Genomic DNA, 23,411 nt, shown 5'->3' with positions numbered 1-23,411 from the left:
TTTTATACTAATTGTCATTTTTTAAAACCCATTGCCTTTATGATCTGCTGATGTTCCTCGCTATTAAAAAAGACTTTATCATATTTAAGAGGAATATAAAAGGTATAGGCGTTAGAGGAATTTTGCTCTACCGCTTTCCACTCCCATTCGATCGCTTTTTCATAATTCCCATTAAGGTAATAAATGGATGAAAGGGTGGACGGGTCTTTCACGGTGTTTTGAGAAGCATATGTTAAAAACCGCTCTATTACTGCGTCGGCTTTTTCTTTTTCATTAGATTTTGTATAAATATATGCAAGTGCATCCTGGATGAGTTCCGAACCCCAACCATCTGCCAATAATGTTTGCGCCTTATCAGCCAGCATGATGGCTTCATTATATTCGCCCAAAAGTGCATGCCCATAAGCTTTCTTTATATAACCCCAAATCCAATTTGGATGTAATTCAAGTGCTTTACCAAATGCTTCATGACTTTCTTTGAAATTACTTGCTAATAGGTTACACCATCCCAGGTTGTGCAGGCTTGAAATAGAAACCGGGTCCAATTCGATAGCCTTGTTTGCCAATGGTATTGATTCTGTATGTCTTCCTAAAATGGCCAGGGTTGTTGCATACCGGATATAAACCTGTACATCGGCAGGGCTAAGATCCAATGCCTTTCTATATGCTTCTAAAGCATCCTGCCATTCCCATTCATAATAAAAATTCAGTGCGCCTGTCACAGTATATATCATTGGAATCGAAGGATCCAGTGCCTTAGCTGCTTCCAATGCCGTTCGTGCTTCGTATATAATTTCTTTTGTGGAGGCTGTTCCGAACTGCCCCTGCACAACTTTCTCATTGGCAAGAGCGGCGTAAGCCAATGCATATTTGGGGTCTATTCTGATGGCTTCCCTGAAATGCTCAAGGGCTTTTTCCGATTCTTGTGGGGTTGATCCATAACTTAAATGCCGGCCCATCAGGTATTCGGCATAGGCAGCCGGATCTACTTCCCTGTTTTCATTTACTTCATTTTTGGATTGAATTTTCAGTGCCCTCATCAGATCTGCAAGAATAGAATTTTCAAGACCCGAAATATCATTCATGTCCAACAAGTACTTATTACCCCAAAGCTGATTCTGACTTACTGCATCCACCAACTCACACCTCAGAAAACTCTCGTTCGCTGATTTTTGCAACGAGCCCCTCATTACCAGGTCGGTATTTAAGAGCTTATGCAAATGCTCGTTTGTTTTTGCGGAATCGGGCAATCCAAAAGTGGCGGAACGCGAAAATACTTTAAGGTGAGTTTCTAATGCAGATAAGCTGTTGATGAGATTTTCAGGAATGCCATCCGTAAGGAAATATAAAGTACTGTCCCTTTGTAAATTTTCAAAAGGCAGAATGGCCATCGATCTCATTTCTAAGGTTACACCTTTTGTACCAAACAACTGATCTTTAAATAGAATGAATGCCGCAACCAGGAATAGCAAAAGCCCTATCGGGATCCACACATTCTTTTTCCAGGTTGATTTCTCAGAAGCGCTTTTTAGTTTTCCATCCATATCAGCCTTCTTTGGTACAGCAAACCCAGGATTGGAAAGCGCGAATATTTCCATGGGTTCATCTACATGTTTAAAATCGAAAGACCCAAGTGAAGTAAGTTCAAACCCTGATTTATTCTTTATTTCATTAGCGATACTCTTTGAAAAAAGAATGGATCCCGGTACCCCAAGCGTTTGAATGCGTGAAGCAATATTGACCGCATCTCCAAATACATCATTATTCTCAAAAATTATTTCACCATAATGAATGCCGATACGCAAATTGATTTCGCTTATTTTTTCACAGGCTTGCTGAATATTCATTGCAGCAAGCATAGCCTCTGAAACCGATGGAAAACTTAATAGCATACCATCCCCCAACTCCTTTATAAGTCTGCCATTATGCGGCTCAATAGCATTTAGATGGATATCCCTGTTCATCTTGATTAGGCTAAATGCTTTTTCTTCATTGTTACCCATCATTGCTGTGTAGCCGACAATATCGGTAAACATAATGGCGGAAAGTTGACGTGATACTGTCATAGTTATTTAATTTGATTTCTCTTTCAATGCCACCCAGCAACATGCCGTCGAGTGGACATGCTGCTGTCCGTTTTTTGCCCTTCCAAATTCCCCATAAGTAAAAAACCCTGCCATGGGGCTTTTCCATACTTCGGCCAATCCTTCATTTTCCATGCTTACCAATGGGCCAAGCGCCGGTTCTCTTCCTGCACAGGAAAATACCAGCAAGGCATCTGCATCTCCACCTGCAGCCTTTTTGACCTCTTTTGCTTCATCGATGATTTCCTCCACAATATCAAAATCAGGAGGAACCGAAAACCAGAAAGTCTCGCCCTCCTTCATCTCCATGTCCATGACCAGCGCATTTTCTTCGCGATCAATGTTCATGGGTGACTTGATTAATATTTCATGGCTGTTTTCCCGCTCTGCGATGGCAGAACTAGCGACTTGTTTAGCTGCTGCCTGAATACTCCGCGCTCCCATATTTTCAAACACAATAGCATATGAATCCCGTGATAAGTCCATCAAGAGGATGGCTATTTCGCCCTTGCTTTGGTGACCATCAACAAACTCCCCGCAGGATGTCGCCCCGAACACGTCGATGTCCAGTGCTGCAAGGATTTCGCTTACTGCTTTTCGATCCTGCTTTATGGAGATAAAGACAATGGCCAGAGTGGGCATAAAATCATCGCTTATTGCTGCTTTTAAAGCGGCTTTGATTTCCTCAGGAGATTTGCCGTAAATAGATCTTGCTTTCATCTGTTTAGTTTGATAATAAAATTTGTCCCTTTGCTAATGGTTGTTTCTATTTCCAATTCTCCCCCATGCGCCTTCACGATATCCTGGGTAATACTCAGTCCCAATCCCGTTCCCTCAGTTCCTTTTTTGGTAGTAAAAAAAGGCTGCAGGATTTTATCTTTGATGTCTTCTGGGATTCCAGGTCCGTTGTCTTCAAAAGCTATCCTTACCTGCCCATTCTCCGACCTTGTTGTCACCCTAAATTTTGGTGCATAATTTTCATCCTTTCCTGCCCCATCTTGGTTCTTTGTACTTTTTACTTGGTACTTTTTACTCCGCATTGCATCAAAAGCATTATTACACAAGTTGATCACCACCCTGGTAAAATCCTCTTTGATCAGGGACACTTCCCCTAACTCTGGATCTACATCAAATACCAAATCAACATCGATCGGGTTCTTCCCTGCCCGCATGCCATGAAAGCTAAGATTGACGTATTCTTTGATTAGCGCATTCAGCTCAGTGGGTTCCATTTTCCCTGATCCGCCCCTGGAATGCTGTAGCATCGATGTCACAATACCATTTGCCCGCGAGCCATGTTCATGTATTTTCTTCAAGTTTCCTTTTATATCCTCCAAAATCTCATCCTCAATTTCATCAGCCTCCGTCTTGAGTCTTGTATCTTGTCTTCCCGATTCTCGGGACAGGACTTTGTGTCTTGAATCTATTATCTCCTCAATCATCTCAATAGACACCTCCGAAAAATTATTGACAAAATTCAGCGGATTCTTGATCTCATGGGCGATTCCTGCGGTGAGTTGTCCGAGGGAGGCGAGTTTTTCCTGTTGGACGAGTTGGGATTGGGTGGCTTTGAGTTCGCTCATGGCGGAATCTACTTCAGCTTTGGCCTGTTCTAGCTTGACAAAATCTTCGTATCGTGCATAGGCAGTGGAGAAAGCATCAGCCACCGACTGAACCAATTGCAGATTTTCATTAGTCAGTTCAGCAGTGTTTCCGACATATACTATCCCTTGCAAAAACGGTACATAATGAAGATAAAGGCCGCCTTTTGGGACACTATTCAAATATTGTTCACGGTTGGTTAGCTGCCCTTCCTTGACCAATGAATCTGCGAGTGCTGAAAATTCTTCTGTGTCCCAGTGGGAAATATGAATTTTTTTTGCCCGCCATTCTTCAATGGCATTAAAAAAAGGATTGGAAGTATAAGGCAGATGAAATGCTGCAATGGCCTTGCCATCGGGCGTAGATAGAAATGTGTGGATGAGTTCTTCCTGTTCATCCATGATGAACACCCCGCACCGGAGAAAGGGAATACCCAATGTGGTGAGTTCTTTCCAGATGAGTGGGGTAATGCGTTCCAGGTCATTGGTGTTACGCATGGAGGCGATCTCTGCCCGGACCCGGTCAAGGGAAGCTTGCTTGACAGCTTCTTTTTCCCGGTATTCGGATTCTAAAAGGTCTTTATACCGGCGGTAGGTAATCTCCACGACACGTGAAAATTTCTTTAAAATGCCGATCTGTCCTTCCGAGTGCGGTTCTGCTGACCAGGCGTAAAGACATCCTTCTTTGAAATAGAGGAAGCAGCCAAAGTGTTTTGTATCAGTTCCCTGTCCCTGCACATTCACATACCCCTGTAGCGCCGAATAGTAACTATTTATTTCCTCCCCTTCCAGAATGGGGAAATAATCCTTTTGCTGCTTAAAGTGATTGTAAACACTATCAAGAACCGGGTCACCTTCTAACCTGAACTTTCCGCTCACCTCAAGAATATGGTCTTTCTCGTCAATTCGGGATGTGACGATTTCACCTTCTGGACTATCCGGATTGACCAATCCCAGTCCTAAGCGGATTGTTTTAATATTTAATCCTTTCAGTTCCTCAAAAATGGCGGTGATAGTCTGCCGTAGATCTTCCGAATTGTGCATGGCCAGGGCTTTAGCCCGAACCCGCTCCAGAGATGCCTCGATTTGTGATTCCTTGGCTTGATTTTCAGCTTTTTGAAGATCCAGGAATCGGGTATAAGTCAGGTCAAAAACCTGTGCAAAGCGCTTGAAAATTTCTTCCGCTTCACAGGGGACTTCGGTAATGATCACCAGGTAACCGGTCTTAAAGTAGGCCGCGTGTAGTCGCTGCCAGTTTGGACGCGGAATGCCTGAACCTTCCATTTCCTCAAATATCTTCCTGGAGATTGGAATATTCATCAACCAATCGTAATGTTCCTGAAGCACTTCATCTTGCAGTGTTACCGTCCGGTAGCTTTCGCCCTTTTTCCATCCTTCATAGAGGCTTTCATGCGCATAGTCCCCAATATTGGGGAGGAAGAACGGTTGGATCAAACCATTATCTAAGCTCAGCCACCACTCATCTTCTTGGCGATTTTTTTCACATAGAACAAAGCCACAAGTCCATAAATTATCAACTAATGTATTGAGCTCGCTGAATAATACTGTCGCTACATCTCCCAATTCCTCTGCTTTTTGCATGGCCATGGTTCGGGAGCGCACTTTTTCGAGGGCTACCTCGATTTTTGCCTCTTTAGCTTGAGCTTCAGCTTTTTTGATATCAAGAAAGCGGATATAGGTTTGCCTGAACTCTTTTGCAAAGCGTTCGTAAATCTCAAGTTCCTCATATGTATATGGTTCTGTATTCCATTTTACCATAGAAACAGTTATCTCTTCCAAAAAAGCATCTACTATTATTGAACCTGGAGTGGCATTAACATAATTGACAAATTCATCTGACACAGCTGGTACATGCTTCCAATAGTGGTCGAGAAATTCATTCTTCTCTTTCTTTGTGAATGTTTTTACTTGGATGGGCTGGCCGGTCTTTTGGTACTCTTTTACAGCTTTTGCTGTTTTTGTGAAATACGGAGTCTCTATATAAGGAATGAGAATTTTATCGGTTGTATTTTCTGCCTCCGGCGCATAGCTCCATAGATCCCAGTCTCTTTTTTTTGTGATGGGTCCTTCGATAAACGTGACGTTATCAAACCTTATACCTACAGCATTCAGTTGTTCGCCAAATAATTCTATGATACCGAGGAGATCAGACTGGGTTTTCATGGCCATGGTCTTAGCTCTCACTCTTTCCAACGCCAATTGGATTTCAGCTTCCCTGGCTTGTGCCTCTGCTTTTTGCAGATCGAGAAAGCGGGTATAGGCCTGCTCAAAGACCCTACCAAAGCGTTCGAGAATTTCTAATTCGTCTTCAGATATAGGATTAACACTCACTGTTTGTAGTCCGCTATACTTGAAGAATGTAAAGCCGGCGACATAGCGTTCTAGGGATTTATTTGCTTCTTGGACGTTTTTTGGGAAACGTCGAAATTCAGTATCATTATAAAGATATTGATCATAGATTTTTTTCTCTTCTCCTTCTATGGTATAAACAAATCGCTTTTTCTGAGCTTTCCAGGCATCCCACATGGCGTGATGGAAGGGATAATCTTCAAATTTCATGTAATAGGATTCCGGGTCTTTTCCCTCTTCTGGGTTGGCAGCCCAAACTGTATTGCTCATGTCTTGTTCATCAATCAAATTGATGATACAGAAGGTAAGGGTGAATTCAAGATTGGTGAACTCCTTAAGCAATGTATCAACTACAGCCGATAATTCTGATGAATGATGCATGGCCAAACTGCGGGACCTTACCCTTTCTAATGCCGATTCTATTTTGGCTTCCCTTGCCTGCGATTCGGCTTTTTGTAGATCAAGGAAGCGGGTGTAGGATTGCTCAAAAACATTTGCGAAACGCTTAAGAATGGATCGGTCATTATCTGTAATATCCTCATTCTTTGCCATTGCTATCACCCCATATTTATGGTTACAATCGACAATTTCCACGCGTTTCATACGTTTCTTTTTCTGGATTTGATGAAAACTTGGATGATTCGTCAGCGCAGACAACTCCTTCATCACTTTATCCACTTCCCCCAGGCCATTCCATGATAAATAGGAAAACTCTTCACCAGCTTTCCAGGTTTTTATTGATAGATTCTCAAAGGGTTCAAGGGGTACTAGAGCGGTGTATGCTTCATTAATTACTCCCTTTACGGGAGAAAACCAACAATCGGAGACTCCTTCTTCCAAGCGGAAAATGTTGATCCATACTTGATAAAAATCAAGGTCCAATTCAGAGAACTGTAAAAAAAGCATTTCTACCACTTTTCCCAGTTCATCGGTTTTGTGCATTGCCATTGAGGCTGATCGTACCCGCTCTAATGACACTTCTATTTGCGCTTCCTTTGCCTGCGCTTCTGCTTTTTGGAGATCGAGAAAGCGGATATAGGCTTGCTCGAAGACTTTGCCCACCCGTTTCATGATTTGAATATCTTCAGGCGTAGGAAGTTTCCCTTCAAAACTGGGAATGCATATTCCCGAATTCTTAGCAAGTGTGATGGCAATGGCATAGCCTGGAGCCTGAAGTAGAGAGGATTTAAAATCTACTGGAAGATCTTTGTAATCCGTATGCTCAAAACCATGTGCTAGCCAGGTATTCTTTTCTTCGAGCGTATAAACCTTTGTGAAAAAATCTTCCCCATTTTCTTTCGCATCAAAAAGGTCGGAAGAAATCGGATGGTCAAAATAGGGTACACTCATTGAAGAAACACCATCCGGCAAGGGCAGCCATTGTCTGATATTCCTTGATCCATCTTCAAAAATAAAAATGCTTACCGATGCAAAACCCATATCCACGCTTAGCCCTTGCATTTGTTCAAATAAGACCTTCACTACCTCTCTCAGGTCATCGGGTTTTTGCATGGCCAAAGAGCTGGAACGGATTTTTTCCAAAGCCGCTTCGATCTGTAATTCCCGGTTATTTTGCTTTAATGCCGCTGTCTGCTCATCGACTAGCTGCTGGAGCTTCTCTTTTTCCCTTTTCCACTCCTCCATGTGCCATGGATCATTTTCGGTATCTACCGGTGTTGAAGTGTGCCAGTGGGTGAGTTTCCATTGGTTGTCCAGGTATTCCATCACACAGGTGGCCCTCATAAAAATGGTATGAATTTCTTTATCAGAAGAAAGTGTAAACGTAAGTTCTTCTATGATGCAAGCATTGTTCCCACTGTTTGATATCCGCAGGGCAATTCTTTTGCGCTCATAAGCAGGCTTCATATTTCCCATTTGTTCATATTGGGATTTGAACAAAGCCTCCACACCTTCAAAAGATAGGATCCTTTCATCTTTGGCAGTGCCATATACCATGGGGTCGGGACCTATGATATCCGATATATCTTCATAGGGAACTATACAGAAGCCTACATTGAGGATCCGTTTGTAAGTCTCTTCCAGGTTTTTTTTCTTCTTAGCATCCATACTATGCCTTTTTTTCTAATTCAATGATAAAAGTTGTGCCTACATTCTCTAAGGTTTCCACCTTCAGTTCCCCCCCATGTGCTTTCACAATATCATAAGATAATGATAATCCCAATCCCGTTCCCTGTCCGGTCGGTTTGGTGGTGAAAAAAGGCTGGAAGATTTTGTCTTTGATGGCGTCGGGGATGCCAGGACCATTGTCCTTGACGGAGATTTGGATTTTATCGCCGAGGTTTTTGGTAGAGAGGGTTACTAATGGGTTAAAACCCTCCAAGTGTTTGGAACCCTTGGAGGGTTGGCCAGCACAAGCCTGAAAGGCATTGTTGATCAGGTTCAATAATACCCTTCCGATATCCTGTGGCACCACATTCACTTTGGGTAAATTCGGATCGAAGTTTGTTTTAAAGTCAGCATTGAAAGATTTATCTCTGGCACGCAATCCGTGATAGGATAACCTCAAATATTCATCTGCCAGGGCATTGATGTCAGTGGGTATCTTCTCACCGGAGCTGCTTCGGCTGTGTGCGAGCATGCCTTTTACAATGGCATCGGCGCGTTTGCCATGGTGGTTGATTTTTTCAGAGTTACCCTCAAGATCATTCAGAATTGCCTTGGTTTCCTCCAGGTCTCCCTTAGCCAATTCTTCTTTGGCTTCTTGAACCAGCTCCTTATTAAGCTCCGAAAAGTTATTCACAAAATTCAACGGATTCTGAATCTCATGGGCGATACCGGCAGTCAACTCTCCTAAGCTTGCCATTTTCTCAGATTGGATCAGTTGGGCTTGGGTGGATTTGAGGTTTTCGAGGGATTGGTTTAATTGTGAGGTACGATGCTTGACCTTTTCTTCCAGGATCAAGTTTTCCTTCTTGAGGGCCTTTGCCCGGTATTGAACTATTGCTCCAACTATTGCAGAAAATACTAAAAAGTACAATGACCAAGCCCACCAAGTATTCGTCCAGTGAGGGAGGATGGTAAAACTAATTTTTGCGGGTTCACTCCATAGGCCTTCCGGGGATAAGCTACTTACTAGAAAGGTATATTTGCCGGCAGGCAAGTTTCTATAATTTTCACTGAATGGGTTTGTGGTTACCTTGCTCCATTCCTTATCAAAACCTTCTAAGAAATAGCTGTACTTAGCTTTGTCTTGGTTTGAAAGTTGGGCACTAGTAAACTGGAAACTCAAAAAATTATGTTCAAAAGGAATTTCTAGATTGACCGGAAGATTAAAATAACCCGAAATGCTGTCCCAATTCACATTATTTTTTTGGAGCCAATCGCTTTGTTTGGGAATAGCATTAGAAAGGTAAAATGTATCTAGTTCGGCACTAAGTAGCGTGTCCAAATCGGGGTATTTTCTTAGAATATCCTCTCGGTCAAAGAAATTTTGAGCTTGATCTGAAATGGTGATGCCAGAGATAAAGGTCTTGATTTCTGATGAGTCCTCTCTGGGGATATTTGTAATCGTAAGTGCCTCCGTTTCAATTCCCCACCACAGCTTATTATTAAATTCAATTACAGCGTCAGCATTGAAATCAGTGTAAATTAACCCTTGACCTTTTTCAAATGATTTCAAGTCATAGCCAAATTTACCCTGTTCCTTTTTTTCTGTATTAGGAGTTATGAGGTTAAACCCATTTCCTGTTCCGAAATAGTATTTTCCATTTGATCCATATGAAGTGTAAACAGCAGGGTTTGACAGACCATTTTCAGTATTTATTTCAGTTAATGAATTTGCCTTTTGGTCGACAATCAAGAGCCCAGATCGACTTCCTATCCAAAGTGTTTCGTCTTTATCTGTAAAAAATGCACCCGTATTCCGTTGACTAAGCTCACCATCTTCCATCAAATAGGAAATCGTATTGTTTTCAGGGTTGATCACATTTATTCCTAAATCTGTCCCCGCCCAAATCTGACCATACCGATCTTCTGCAAACCCCCAGACTATATCTCCCATTATTCCATTCAGATTGGTAAGCATTTTTATTTCATTGGTTTCTAGATCAATAAATTCCACAGTACCATTTCTAAAGGAGCCGGTCCAAAGTCTTCCTTTACTATCTACAATAGACGAAGATGGAAAAAGCGTAACAAGACCTTGATTACCTCTGAGGTATTTGATTGTCTCGTTTACCTCGTCATAAATACCAAAACCAAAACCAGGCGAAGTAATTAAAATCTGGCTTGTTGAAAGCCTTTGCATTTTATGGGAAATATTGTTTGCCTTAGGGAGGCCAAGATTTATGTCTAATCTCGATATCGAATTTTTTCCGGGATCATACAGATCCAAACCTTGTCTAGTCCCAATCCAGAGTCTTTCTTCGGAATCTTCAAAAAATGACCAAGCGTCCGGTCCTGTTAATCCATCAGAGCTATTGAGGTAAATAGGAGCAAGACCTTGAAGATCATAAAGGTTGATTCCATCTTGGGTTGCAATCCAAAGTTGTCCCTTACTATCAAAAGTGGTGGTATTGATAAAATCATCAATTATTCCATCAGAAGAATTTAGATTTTTCAGTCTCTGGTTTTCTTTATTATAAATGAATACTCCCTCATTAGAAGACATCCAAATCGTTTGATCAGATCCTTCGGAAAAGTGGACTATACTTGTCCCGACTCCTTGCTCTGTACCTAAGAAACTGATTTTATTCCGATCAGAATTTAAAATTGCTACTCCCTGCTCAGAAGTGCCTATCCAGATCTGGTTCTCATTATCCGTGAAAAGGCCAGTTATCGGGGCGATCGAGGTATTGAATGCTTTTTCTAAGGTTTGAGTTTTTCCGCCCTGGATATCAATTTTTGAAAGTCCCAAAGCTGACCCTACCCAAAGGGATCCATTTTGATCAAGTGTAAGTTTTGAGGCATTTCTGTCATTATTTGGGCCCCATTGAGGAATGTGCTTATAGGTATCGTTGGATGAATTAAAGATGTATATTCCATCCCGAAGGGTACCGACCCAAATCTGGCCATCGTTGTCCATTATCATGGAGCAATTATCATTAAAGTTGAAATTTTGGCCTACAAAATTAAAGCTACTCACCAAGCCAACTTTCAGGTCAATTACATAGATGCCTTTTTGAGAGGTGTAGACCCAAATTCTACCACGCTTATCTTCTAATATTTTGTTTACAATTGCCTGACTTCCCGTGAAAAATGATTCAATGAAATCGAAAATTTCCAAATATGCGCCATCAAATCTAGTTAAACCTTTATCCGTGGCAATCCACATCATACCATTACTATCTTCCATTAAGGCTGTAACCAAATAGCTGGGAAGGCCTTGGTCCTCACTAAATTCTAAAATGCCTAGGGTTGAATTTTTATCTATTTTGGGTAACCCAGCTTTTATTTTTTTTGGACTTGCCAGTAAGGAGGTTTTGAATTCGATCTTGCTAGAAGGAAGCTCTGAAAAATTAAAAGAGGAGTCGACGAAAGAGTCAAATAGCACCTCATTTTCTGTCATGGGTGTCTTTAGTGGAAAGAACCGATCGGGATAAAAGGGTTTCTGCGGAAAGGATTGTATGTTAACCTTTCGCTCAGACATTCTATCAAAATCATTGATGTCTGTCACTTCCCAATTGATTTGTTTAGGCTCGCTTAATTCTAATGGAATTACCCTTGGCTCTTCAAATTCAACACTATCAATTGTGACATCCGCGGATACATTTTTTTCTTCACAAGAAGTAGTGGACAAGGCAATGAATCCTAATAAAAATAGAGATGATCTTAACTGTTTAGAAAGAAGGTTCATATGCTTTTAATTTTTCAATATTGGGAGTGTGATGTAGAAAGTTGTACCCTTATTATTTTCATTATCTGATTTGCTCTCTAAGCTCAACTCCCCACCATGCGCCTTCACAATATCATGCGTGATACTCAGCCCAAGCCCTGTTCCCTCTGTCCCTTTTTTGGTTGTAAAAAAAGGCTGCAGAATTTTGTCCTTGATCTCATCCGGAATCCCCGGCCCATTGTCCTCAAGTAATAACCGAACCCGTCCATTCTCAAGCATTGTAGACACCTTCAATTTCGGCAGGTAGTTTACAACACTGTGCTCCCCCTCTTGGTACTTTGTACTTTGTACTTCGTACTTTTTACCCCTCATCGCATCAAATGCATTATTGCACAGATTAATCACCACCCTTGTAAAGTCCTCCTTGATCAGGGACACCATACCCAAATCAGGATCCAAATCCAATTGGATATCCACATCGATCGGATTCTTTCCGGCCCGCATTCCGTGAAAACTCAGGTTGACATATTCCTTTATTAGCGCATTGAGGTCCGTAGGTTCCATTTTCCCCGACCCTCCTCGTGAGTGTTGCAGCATCGAAGTCACAATACCGTTTGCCCGCGAACCATGTTCATATATTTTTCCCAAGTTGGACTGGATATCTTCCAGTATATCGTCCACCAAAGTCTCGTCTCTTGTTTCTTGGCTCTTGGCTCTTTCCTCTTTAATTTCCTCAATCATCTCAATAGACACCTCCGAAAAATTATTGACAAAATTCAGCGGATTCTTGATCTCATGGGCGATGCCGGCGGTGAGTTGGCCGAGGGAGGCGAGTTTCTCCTGTTGGACGAGTTGGGATTGGGTGGCTTTGAGTTCGCTCATGGCCGATTCTACTTCGGCCTTGGCCTGCTCAAGCTTGACAAAATCCTCAAATCGGGCATAGGCAATAGAAAAGGCCTTGGCCAATGTCTGTACCAATTCCAATTCCTTTTCATCCAAGGGACTGACTGCGCCAACATAAAGCATTCCCTGCGCAAAAGGGACAAAATGCAAATCAAGAGATTCGGGAGGTGCTGCGGTACCCTGATAAGTACTGCCATCCTGAATCTGATCCTCTTTCATCAATTGTTTGATCCATTGGATAAAGTCCTCCTTATTCCAATGCTGCTTATACACCTCTCCCTTTCGCCAGGCCTCCACGGTTTGATAGGTGAGTTCGCTGGCCTTGTAGGGAAGCCGCAAAACCCCAAGTGAATTGCCTTCAGGTGAAGAAAGGTAGGCTTCAACGATTTTTTGTTTTTCCTGGATGATAAAAACCCCACAGCGGATAAATGGAACACCCAGTACGGTCAGCTCTTTAAAAATCAGCGGTGTGATCCTGTCAAGGTCATCAGCATTGCGCATGGATGAAATGTCAGCGCGAACACGGTCCAAAGAAGCCTGTCGCATGGCAGTCCTAGCGCTGGCTTGGGCCATTTGCAAATCCCTGAAACGGGTATAGGCAAAGGAAAATACTGCCGTGGCTCTTTTTAAAAGTTCCCAACTTTCTGAGGAAATCTCCCCGGGAGCTGCCGCACCGATAAAGCCGTTGGAAAATTTGTACAAATGATAGGTACGATCGGGAATAGTTTCTCCATAAAAATTGCTGGTCCCAAACAGGTCGGATTTTTCTTCACAATATCTGATCCATTCTATCCTTCCCTCTCCCTGCATCAGGATGGAAGTTTGTTTTGCTTTGGACCGGTAAAATTCATCCATCTTTCGGCCCACCCAGGTATCCTGAAGGTCAATAGTCATCTGGTCTGTTATGGCTTTGTCAGGGTTTTCCGGATTCTTAATGGTAAACCAACATTGGGTCAATTCGCTGCTTTCATCCTGGATGTAGATGGAGCTGGTCTCCAATTCCTCTACGCCCAATGCACCCATTTCTTCCCTAAGCAGTTGCGCTACCTCAATCAGTTCATCAGGACTTTGCATGGCCAATGACCTGGACCGGACTTTCTCCAAGGCATTTTCTATTTGAGCTTCTCTGGTCTGCGCTTCAGCTTTTTTCAGATCTAAAAACCGAGTGTAGGTTTGGTCAAATACCGAGGTAAAGCGTTTAAAAATACCATGAGCATCCGGAACCGGCTCATAGGTGATGAACATGAGAAATCCGCTCGTGAATTTGCAGAGGTGGTTGATCTGATAGGTGGGTAGGGAAATCCCTTTTGCCTCGATATTTTCAAAAGTGGATTTTAAGTCGGGGAAGGTTTTCATGTAGGCATAGTGATCTTCCAATGCTTTACCACCGAGTTCCTGAACAAACATTGTATGATCACTCAGGATGAATTCACCCATTTCATCAAAAGATGCTTCACCAAACAAGCGAAGCTGAAAAGGCGTTTGCATGATTCCTTCGCTACTCATCCAGGCAGTAGCTGTTTTTTTATCTTCAGCGAGAATATTGTAGCCGCAGCTCCAGGCAGGGATACCAAGCGACCTCACTTCTGTAAACAGCAGATTGGCTACTTCAGGCAGCTCATCGCTCGACTGCATGCCCATCGTTCGTGATCGGACTTTTTCAAGGGCTGCTTCTATTTTAGCCTCCCGTGCCTGGGTTTCGGCTCTTTGGAGATCTAAAAAGCGGGTGTAGGTCTGTTCGAAAACTTTGGCAAAGCGCTTAAAGATTTCAGGTTCGGGATAGGGTTCCAGCGTGATGATCAGTAAATAGCCCTTCGAAAAATAGGCGGCATTCCACTGCTGCTTTTCAGGAAAAGAAAGTCCTTCGTCAATGATTTTTTGGAAAAAAAGCCTGACCTCCGGAAGGGACAACATGTAATCGTAATGGCTCTTGAGCGCTGCTCCTGACTTTTCAATGGATAGAAAATCAGTTTTTTTCAGCCATCCCTGATACATTTGCTTATGTGCAGGATCAGTGGTGTTCGGAATAGCAACGGGCGGGAATACCCCATTTTCATTGGCGAACCAAAATTCATCCTTTTCAACATGCTCTTGGCACAAACCAAATCCGGTGCCCCAGAGATTGCCACCCAAAGCCCTAAGCTGTTCGAAAAGAACAAAGGCTGCATCTGCAAGTTCTTCGGACTTTTGCATTGCCATGGTGCGGGCCCGGACGCGCTCGAGGCCCAGTTCAATTTGTGCTTCACGGTGCTGCCGCTCTGCGGATTTCAAATCTTCAAAACGCTTATAGGCCAAATCGAAGACTCCGGCAAAACGTATCAAGGTATCTACTGCATTTTTAGGTGGATTTGTCACTACTCCCGGCAGGCTGTAACCGATTTCCCCGTGTGTGGTTCGTGCCATTACAAAAGTGAGGCCGCCAATATGCCGGATATCATCCAGCGTAGGCGCTTGCGGGTCCACCTGCTCAAAATCACCAAGGGTGATCATTTTGTGAACATAATCCACAGCCGTTTCTACTTCCATCGCAAGTACTACGGTGGGTTCCTTCGTCTTTTCCCAATCGGCTACCAATGGTATATCTCCGTGGATGTGCCGGGGAAGTGTCATCACCATACCGATTTTGGTACCATCACCGGAAGTCATCGCTTTATCATACCGCTCCGGCAGCCAGCGCATATGCCAGAAGTAATGCGCTTCATGACCAAGCTTAACAAATTCGGTCCGCATGGTCACTACAATATCGAGTAAATCGGAGGATTCCTGCATGGCAGTCACCTGGGATCGGATCCGCTCGAGGGAGAGTTCTATTTGTGCTTCTTTAGCCTGATCTTCTGCTTTTTTTAGATCAAAATATCGATTGTAAGTTAGGTTGATTACGCTGACAAATCGTTCGATAGTTCTCAATGATTCCTTATCGAACGGGTCTTGAGTCCAGGCATAAAATGTGCCATGCTCAAAAGGAAGGAAGTATCCATGCTGTGTTTCTTTTATTGAAAACTTAGGTTTAGGTAAATTACCGTAGCTTTCGAGAAGGATATCGTAATATTCCTTTAATTCCTGTCCATTGAGTTCTATATGATAAAACTGCTTGCTAATCACATTGTCATATATCGATTCTAATATATGATAATTGGTCAATGATATTTCTCCAATAAGCAATAGATTATTTCCATGATCAGAGGACACTGTGGCATACATGAGACCAATCCGGGTTTCTGCATCAACCAATCCGATTCCTGATCTTAAAGGTGAAATTCCTAATGCATTTAACTCATCGAATACTACGCTGTTTGCGTTTGCAAGGTCACTTGTATTGTGCATTGCCATAGCTTTGGCTCTTACCCGCTCCAAGGCGGCTTCTATCCGTGCTTCCCTTGCCTGTGCTTCTGCCTTTTGTAGATCGAGGAAGCGGGTGTAGGCCTGATCGAAAACCCGCGCAAAACGCTGGATGATTTCAACTTCCTCTTCAGCTAAAACCTTCCCTTCAAAATCATTGACATTAAACACCGCATTTTTAACTGCGACCATGGAAATGGTATAATTGGTGCTGTCGAATATCATGCGCTTGATATCTTCGGGCAAATGCCTGAATTCAGCAGTATTTTCTATCACATAATTATAGAAGGCATCTTTTTCTTCTTTTGAATAATGACTCACATAAAAATCCAATTGCTTTTCAAGAATGCTGTATAAATCTTTCGGTATTGGATTATCAAAATAAGGGATGCGATAGTTGGTGATGACCAGCCCGGAATCATTCTGACCGCATACAAAACCATTCAGGTCTTTTGAACCCTCAATCCTGATTGCAATGCCAACGGCTGTGAATGGAATCTGCAGGTCTTTTAATTTTTCAAAAAGAACGGAGACTACCTCATTCAGCTCATCGCTTTTATGCATGGCTAAGGACCGGGAACGTACTCTTTCCAGTGCCGCCTCTATCTGCGCTTCCCTTGCCTGTGCTTCCGCTTTTTGTAGATCGAGAAAACGAATATAGGCTTGTTCAAACACATTGGCCGAGCGACGCAATAAATTTCGTGATGATGCATCCGGTTCGCCATAGGTTACCATAACTAACGCCCCACCAGAAAAATCAGCAACCGACCAGTTGGCTTTGAGCTTATTTACTGAAGCATAACCTATTGCGTGCATAATGGATGCGTGCAGTTCCGGTGCATTATTTTCCATCACCATAAACCACTCCTCAATTTTTTCTCCTTCATTTACCAAAACATAATCCCTGCTTCCATTTTTATATTGTTGCATCAATTCATCAACAATGCGAATTCCCTTTTTTGGAAAGTTGGCCTGCGTCTGAACTATTTCTGTTTCAGAATCCGCTGCTTTCATAGCACTCCACGATTCAAAGGAATCTTCATCATGGCCATACAAATGGATTGCACAAACTTCCAGGTCTTTTTGACCAAGCAATCCCATTTGTTTTCTCAACTCCAAAGCCACTTCTTTTAATTCCTGTGAGTTGTGCATGGCCATTGCCCTGCTTCTTACCCTTTCTAATGCTGCCTCAATCTGCGCTTCCCTTGCCTGGGCTTCAGCCTTTTGCAGATCTAGGAAGCGGGTGTAGGTCTGCTCAAAAACTTTGGCGAAGCGTTGGAAAATGGAATGTGATTCGGGAACCGGCTGATAGGTAATGAACAATAAGAATCCATGCTTGAAAAAAGCAATATGGTCATACTGCGACTCGGGCAAAGAGGCACCGGACGACACAATTTCACGAAGTGCATCACCCATGACCGGAATAGTCATGAGGTAATCATAATGGACTTTGCAATCTTCGCCTAAGAATTCTTCCACATGGAAAGTTTCTCCGGCTTTGCCCTTTTCGTAAAATTTTAAGAAGAAATTTTCTCTGGGAGTTTTGTAAAATGGCAAAGAGCCTTCACGGCTGCTAAACCATTCATAGTCACCGGCAGGATCATCTGCATAAATATGAAAAGCACAGCCCCAGGTTTCGATACCCAATTCGCGGACTTGCCGGTCCAAAACTTCTGAAGCTTCGGTCAGCTCGTCTGAGTGCTGCATGGCCATGGTCCTTGCCCTTACCCGCTCGAGCGCCAACTCGATTTCTGCTTCCCGGGCTTGGGTTTCTGCTCTAACCAAATCCAGATACCTTCGGTAGGTTTGTTCAAAAAGCGCACTGAAACGCTTGGTAATATGAATTAATTCGGGTTGGAATTCACGGGGACTGAATGCATAAAAAAATCCATGCTCGAATATGAAACAGTGTTGTATTTCTTTTTTGGGTAATTTTTCTATCGGAATCTGAATTTTATAGTCAGGGGCATTATTGAGCATTTGGTAGTAATTCAGTAAATCTTCCCCTTCCAATACATACTTGTGAAATGGAACCTGCTCTAGCCAAGCCTGACGGGCTCTCATTAGCATGGGGTGCCAAGCCATATCGATGTTTCCGATATGCATGTTGACTTCCTCTCCGGTTTTGCGTGCCGTCCAAAGCTGATTGTTTTCATTCTCATGATTCAGGATACCGATACCAAAGCGGGTTCCCTCATCCACCCCTAAGGCTGTAAGTTCACTGAACATCTTGACAACACATTTCCCCACGTCCTCGCTGCTGTGCATGGCCATGGTCTGAGCTCTGACCCTTTCCAGCGCAGCTTCAATCTGAGCTTCTCTGACTTGAGCCTCAGCTTTTTGGAGATCAAGGAAGCGGGTGTAGGATTGTTCGAATACATTGCCAAAACGCGTAATGATTTTGTTTTCTTCTTCGGTGTACGGCACAGATGCGTAGTTTGCCAGAATAAGGATAATATTGGGGTTTATGGAGATTGATCTGGCCATTCCCCTACGCATAATATATTCATTTATCTCTTCCGAAAAGATTTGAGACCCACCATATTTGAGCAAATGCGCGTGCCATTTCCTGTTATCCTTCCGGCTGAGGATGTCGGTATAAAAATGAACTCCATCCTGCTGCGCTTTTTTTAAACCCGTAAAGACGGATAAATTGGCAAAGGGAACATTGAACCGCAAAGGATTCATCCCTTTTAGCGAAGACCAAAATTTATAATCCTGGTCAATTTCGTTGTTCGCAAAACTAACGTGGTTAAATCTCAAACCAAGCTGATGCAATTGCTCGGAAACCACTGTGATTACATCTAACAACTCTTCACTTTTGTGCATGGCCATGCTCCTGCTGCGCACGCGCTCCAATGCTGCCTCAATCTGCGCTTCCCTTGCCTGCGCTTCTGCTTTTTGGATATCCCGAAACCGCTGGTAAGCCAAGGAAAAAACCTGATGAAAACGCTTAAACAAAGTCAAAACATCCTCAGCTATTGGCTGGTACAAAGTCAGTCCAAGTCCCCCTTCCCCAATAGACAAAAAGCAATAATCCAACTCGATGGCTTTATCCAAAAATGGATCGGGAAAATGGTTTTCTTCTTTTCGGTGAATCCTAAAATCTTCCAGTTCCTTGCTGCTGAGTCTACCGATGAAATACCCGTCCCGTGAGGCCAGCATCTGCCTGACCATTCCATGCTCTACCGGACTTTTGAGATATTCTGTTTTTTCAATGGTCGTTTTGCCATAAGGAGCGAAATACTGGTAGCAGAGGTATTGACCTATGTTTTCGTCTATAATCGCGAGCTGAACATTTCGGATTTTTTCTACTCCAAATTGCTGTAACTGGTCCGAAATGACCCGGCAGACATCGAGCATATCTTCCGGTGTTTTCATGCCCGTGGCCACAGCTCGCACTTTCTCGAGAGCCGCTTCGATAGCAAGCTCCCGGTTTTTGTTTTCCAGTTCGGAAGTGCGTCGCTTGACCGCATCCTTGAGTTCAAGGTTTTCTTTGGTGATTTTCTCTATAGCCATGGTTTCACCTTCCTGCACCCGCATGTCAGGTAGGGAACCGTGCTGCTGAATGACCTTCCAGCCGGCTTCGGCTTCTCTAAGAAAAGTGGAGATCCTGATTTTCGAATAAAATGTCCAAACCGGCTTGTCATTTGACAGGACTTGGCTATGGGCAGACAAGTCAGTTTCAGTCAAAACATAGATATCGCATTGCTCATTGACCAGCATCAGGTTTTCCACAGGCAGGACATTGATCTGCCGGTTTCTCATTTCCACTTTTCCGACAACCTCTTCCATTTGGGCTTTGAAAAAAGCGATGCCATCCGCTTTGGAGTGGCAAACTTCCGTTTCGGAGGTGCCGATCATTTCAAAAGTGTCATCCAGAGTAGAGGCAAAAGTTTCCAAGTCTCCCTTGGTATAGCTATCCCAAAAGATTTCGTAAATTTTTTTTGCTTCAGTTATTCTCGGGTTTATAGTTGCCATTGAAACTAGTTTTCGATAGGTAAAAAGATAATCATTTCTGTCCCTTCACCTTCTGTACCTGCCTCTCCGGCAGACAGGCTTTTGACCCGAAAATCGCCGCCATGTGACTTGACAATGTCATAGCTTAGACTAAGACCTAGCCCGGTACCGCTTCCAGTAGGCTTGGTGGTAAAGAAAGGCTGAAAAATTTTATCCTTAATGGACTTTGGGATGCCCCCACCATTGTCTTTTACACAAATCTCCACTCCACCAAGACTGCCTGCAAGTTCAACCAAACGGGTTTGGACAGTGACTTTGGGTTTGTAGCGTGATGCCCCATTCTCGGAGGACTTTCGGCTCCGCTCAGCACAGGCGTAAAAAGCATTGTTGATCAAATTCAAAATGACGCGCCCTATATCTTGTGCTACCACGTTTACGGGGGGTAGATTTGGATCCAAATCGGTTTCGAAGTCAGCAGAAAAGCTTTTGTCTTTGGCGCGCAGTCCATGATAGCTTAAGCGCAAAAATTCATCTGCGAGTGCATTGATGTTTGTAGGGTTTTTATCACTGGCATTATTTCTACTATGCTCCAGCATACCTTTTACGATCGAATCCGCCCGTTTTCCGTGGTGTTTGATCTTGGAGAGGTTTTTCTTTAGGTCATTGGAAATTTCCAGAACCAATTCCATATTCCCTTTTTCCATCTCGTCTTTCATTTCATCAATGAGTTCCTCACTGACTTCTGAGAAGTTATTGACAAAATTCAAGGGGTTCTGAATCTCGTGGGCAATTCCTGCGGTGAGTTCGCCAAGGGAAGCCATTTTCTCAGAATGGATCAGTTGGGATTGTGTGTTCTTCAGGTCTTTGTATGCTTTTTCAATTTCTCGTGCATGGGCGAGCTCTTTATCCCTATTCTTTTCCTTTTCTCTAGCCAACACCCTGCCCGTTTGAAATCTCACAAGTCCATAGACCAATAAACCGAACGCGAGGAAATATAAAATAAATGCCCACCAAGTAGCATACCAAGGTGGAAGGATGACGAAGTTATAGACAATCTCGTCTGAGAGTGTATTGAAGGTATTTTTGGCTCTGACCCTGAAAGTGTAGCTGCCATAAGGTAGATTGGTGAAATCACGAGAAACTTTGTCACCCCATTCACTCCAGTCTTCTTCATAGCCCTGCAAAAAGGTTTGATACTGAATCTTGTTTTCTCTCACGAAAAATGGGGCAACATAGTCAAAAGAAATACGGTTTCCCTTGAATGGGATTTCAGGAGTATTCCCGGCAAGAAATTTAGGTAGTGCAAATCGATTTTCTCCTGCCGAAACTGATCTGAAATACAATGGGACAGGATGGTCCACTTTATATTTTTTATTGGGGTCAAGTCTCATCAATCCCTCATCGGTTCCTATCCATATTACCCCGTTCGGTTCGGTGTAGCCGGAAGCTACGCCACTGGCAGTAATCAGGTTGACAGGATAGTTTTCAACTAAATAATTGCCGTCAGTCTGTTTGATGCCATATCTTTTTTCACCTTTGAAGTCCAAGTATACGTTTCCCGTCTCGCCTATGCCTATGCCATAGGTGTCCAAATTGATGTCTGCTACTTCATCAGAAAAACTGAACACCGGGTCTCGCTCAAATTCATTGACACTGGTATTGAAAAAGTAAAAACCGTCGATCCCTGAGGTGTAAACTTTTCCATCGATAGGGCCTACTGCAACTCCTGAGATTCCTCTGATTCCATCTTTTTCTCCATACTCCAGTATTCTTGCATTGGGTATATCCAGATTGCCCGAGGCTGTTTTTGAAAAAATAATGCGAAATAAAAACCCAGCCTGCGTACCAGCCCAAAGTTCACCTTCTTGATTTTCAGCCATCGAATAAACAGACCGTGCTACCCCAGAAATGGGACCGATATCCTCGTATTGGTATTCCCCATCACTACCGAGTTCTCTTTTGAATACTTGAATACCATAATTTCCGCTGATGAAAACATATCCCTCATGCCTTTCTGACACCAAAACCCTTAAGGTTTGTAAATTTTCGGTTCCTGGGATGATTGTCGCTTTGGAGCCCTTGATTTCGCTTAAGCCTACACCAGTACTCAAAACACCATTGGTATCTTTTTCTAAGTCAAAGACCTGGGTATTGGGGATACCTGCTACTTTTTTGATGATACCGTCCGTCTTATCGAGGTACAATACACTGGTGGAAGTACCGATATATAGGGTATTTTCAAAAGCGGATAGCGAAAGGGCATTACCGATTTCATAGGTATCAGAATCGAATCGGGTAAGGGGAGAAAAGATTTCGATTTTAGAGAGGCCACTATTTGTTCCTACCCATAAATTTTCCGTATTGTCCAAATGAAAGGCATAGACACTTTGGTCTGGAATAGAGTTTTTGGTATTGAAATGTGATTTGACCTTTCCTTCCCGATCGATGATAAAAAATCCGTTTCCAAGAACACTCAGAGCATAAGTACTGTCCGGCAGAGCCAAAGCTTTGTACAAACTTCTGTCTTGTAGCAAATCATCGATTTCAGTCTGGAAGGGATTGAAATTTTCGCCATCATAATGAAAAAGGCCACCCGCAAATGCACCCACTAGAAATTCTCCGGCAGTTTTGTATGGTAAGAGTACCTGAACCCTATCCGTACCAAGAAATTCGCTACCGGAAATAAATTCAAGATTTCCCCCCTTCTCTTTGAATAATCCGAGATTCATCTGATGTGTATAGTAGGTCTCATTTAAAGTAAAACCATACATAAATTCCGTATCCGGTTTCCATATTTTCAAGTTGCTCGATTGATTTTCCCCGCCGGGTGTATAAACAAAAATGGCCTCCCGAGCTTGGAAGTAAATTTTCCCTTGGCTTTCGCGGATAGACCAAATATCATTGAAAATAAAATCCGAAGGGAAACCTTCCAAGAGGGATATTTCCAAAGTTTTGCCTGTGGAATCTGTGGTTACGACCCCAAAATCTCCTAATGAGCCATAGTAAAAAGTGCCGTCTGAGGCATCTAAGGTAGAACGGACATTGGTATTGAACCCCGTACTTGGAGAGGCAAGTAGCTCCCAGTTTTTACCGTCAAATTTCTGTAAGCCAGAGCTTGTACCCACAAAAAGGAATCCATCCTGATTTTGATTCACATTCCAAACTTGCTGTCCGGCTATACTCAATTCTCCCACCACATAATTGGTATAACTAGGTACACCATTGGAAGCATTGACTTGACCATATGAAAATGAGCTGTACAAGCTCAACAAAAAGATGCTCAGGACTTTGACATATTTCGAGAGGTGTTTTTTCATGGTTTTATGGTTTTTCATAAGTCAATTTTTTGGCAGTAATTTT

The 23,411-nt window shown here is 42.9% G+C and carries 6 protein-coding genes; all 6 read right to left on the bottom strand.

Annotation, left to right across the window (positions count from 1 at the left end; all coding sequences use genetic code 11):
* Positions 1-14: 14 nt before the first annotated feature.
* The 6 genes from HMJ38_RS05255 to HMJ38_RS05230 are packed head-to-tail and all read right to left on the bottom strand — an operon-like array spanning position 15 to position 23,386.
* On the bottom strand, positions 15-2,066 hold the full coding sequence (locus HMJ38_RS05255) for an adenylate/guanylate cyclase domain-containing protein (RefSeq protein ID WP_194973324.1): 2,052 nt from the start codon (positions 2,064-2,066) through the stop codon (positions 15-17).
* 6 nt (positions 2,067-2,072) lie between these two features.
* Positions 2,073-2,804, bottom strand: a complete 732-nt coding sequence (locus tag HMJ38_RS05250; RefSeq protein WP_194973323.1) for an FIST C-terminal domain-containing protein — start codon at positions 2,802-2,804, stop codon at positions 2,073-2,075.
* Positions 2,801-8,122, bottom strand: a complete 5,322-nt coding sequence (locus HMJ38_RS05245; protein WP_194973322.1) for an ATP-binding protein — start codon at positions 8,120-8,122, stop codon at positions 2,801-2,803. Before HMJ38_RS05245 ends, HMJ38_RS05250 begins: the two co-directional genes overlap by 4 nt.
* A gap of 1 nt (position 8,123) precedes the next feature.
* A complete protein-coding gene (locus HMJ38_RS05240; protein WP_194973321.1) occupies positions 8,124-11,870 on the bottom strand; it encodes a sensor histidine kinase in 3,747 nt (1,248 codons plus the stop codon).
* Between the two features lie 6 nt (positions 11,871-11,876).
* The gene (locus tag HMJ38_RS05235; RefSeq protein ID WP_194973320.1) at positions 11,877-20,072 is read right to left on the bottom strand and encodes an ATP-binding protein; all 8,196 of its coding nucleotides are present in this window, start codon (positions 20,070-20,072) and stop codon (positions 11,877-11,879) included.
* Between the two features lie 5 nt (positions 20,073-20,077).
* A complete protein-coding gene (locus tag HMJ38_RS05230; protein WP_228779899.1) occupies positions 20,078-23,386 on the bottom strand; it encodes an ATP-binding protein in 3,309 nt (1,102 codons plus the stop codon).
* Positions 23,387-23,411 lie beyond the last annotated feature (25 nt).

Origin of the sequence: Aquiflexum lacus (assembly GCF_015476655.1) — a bacterium.
Classification (GTDB): domain Bacteria; phylum Bacteroidota; class Bacteroidia; order Cytophagales; family Cyclobacteriaceae; genus Aquiflexum; species Aquiflexum lacus.
This window is presented reverse-complemented; position numbering and strand designations above follow the sequence as displayed.

Excerpts from the sequence above, each read along its gene's own strand:
- HMJ38_RS05255 (WP_194973324.1), bottom strand. The coding sequence starts at position 2,066 with ATGACAGTATCACGTCAACTTTCCGCCATTATGTTTACCGATATTGTC.
- HMJ38_RS05240 (WP_194973321.1), bottom strand. The coding sequence starts at position 11,870 with ATGAACCTTCTTTCTAAACAGTTAAGATCATCTCTATTTTTATTAGGA.
- HMJ38_RS05230 (WP_228779899.1), bottom strand. The coding sequence starts at position 23,386 with ATGAAAAACCATAAAACCATGAAAAAACACCTCTCGAAATATGTCAAA.
- HMJ38_RS05235 (WP_194973320.1), bottom strand. The coding sequence starts at position 20,072 with ATGGCAACTATAAACCCGAGAATAACTGAAGCAAAAAAAATTTACGAA.
- HMJ38_RS05250 (WP_194973323.1), bottom strand. The coding sequence starts at position 2,804 with ATGAAAGCAAGATCTATTTACGGCAAATCTCCTGAGGAAATCAAAGCC.
- HMJ38_RS05245 (WP_194973322.1), bottom strand. The coding sequence starts at position 8,122 with ATGGATGCTAAGAAGAAAAAAAACCTGGAAGAGACTTACAAACGGATC.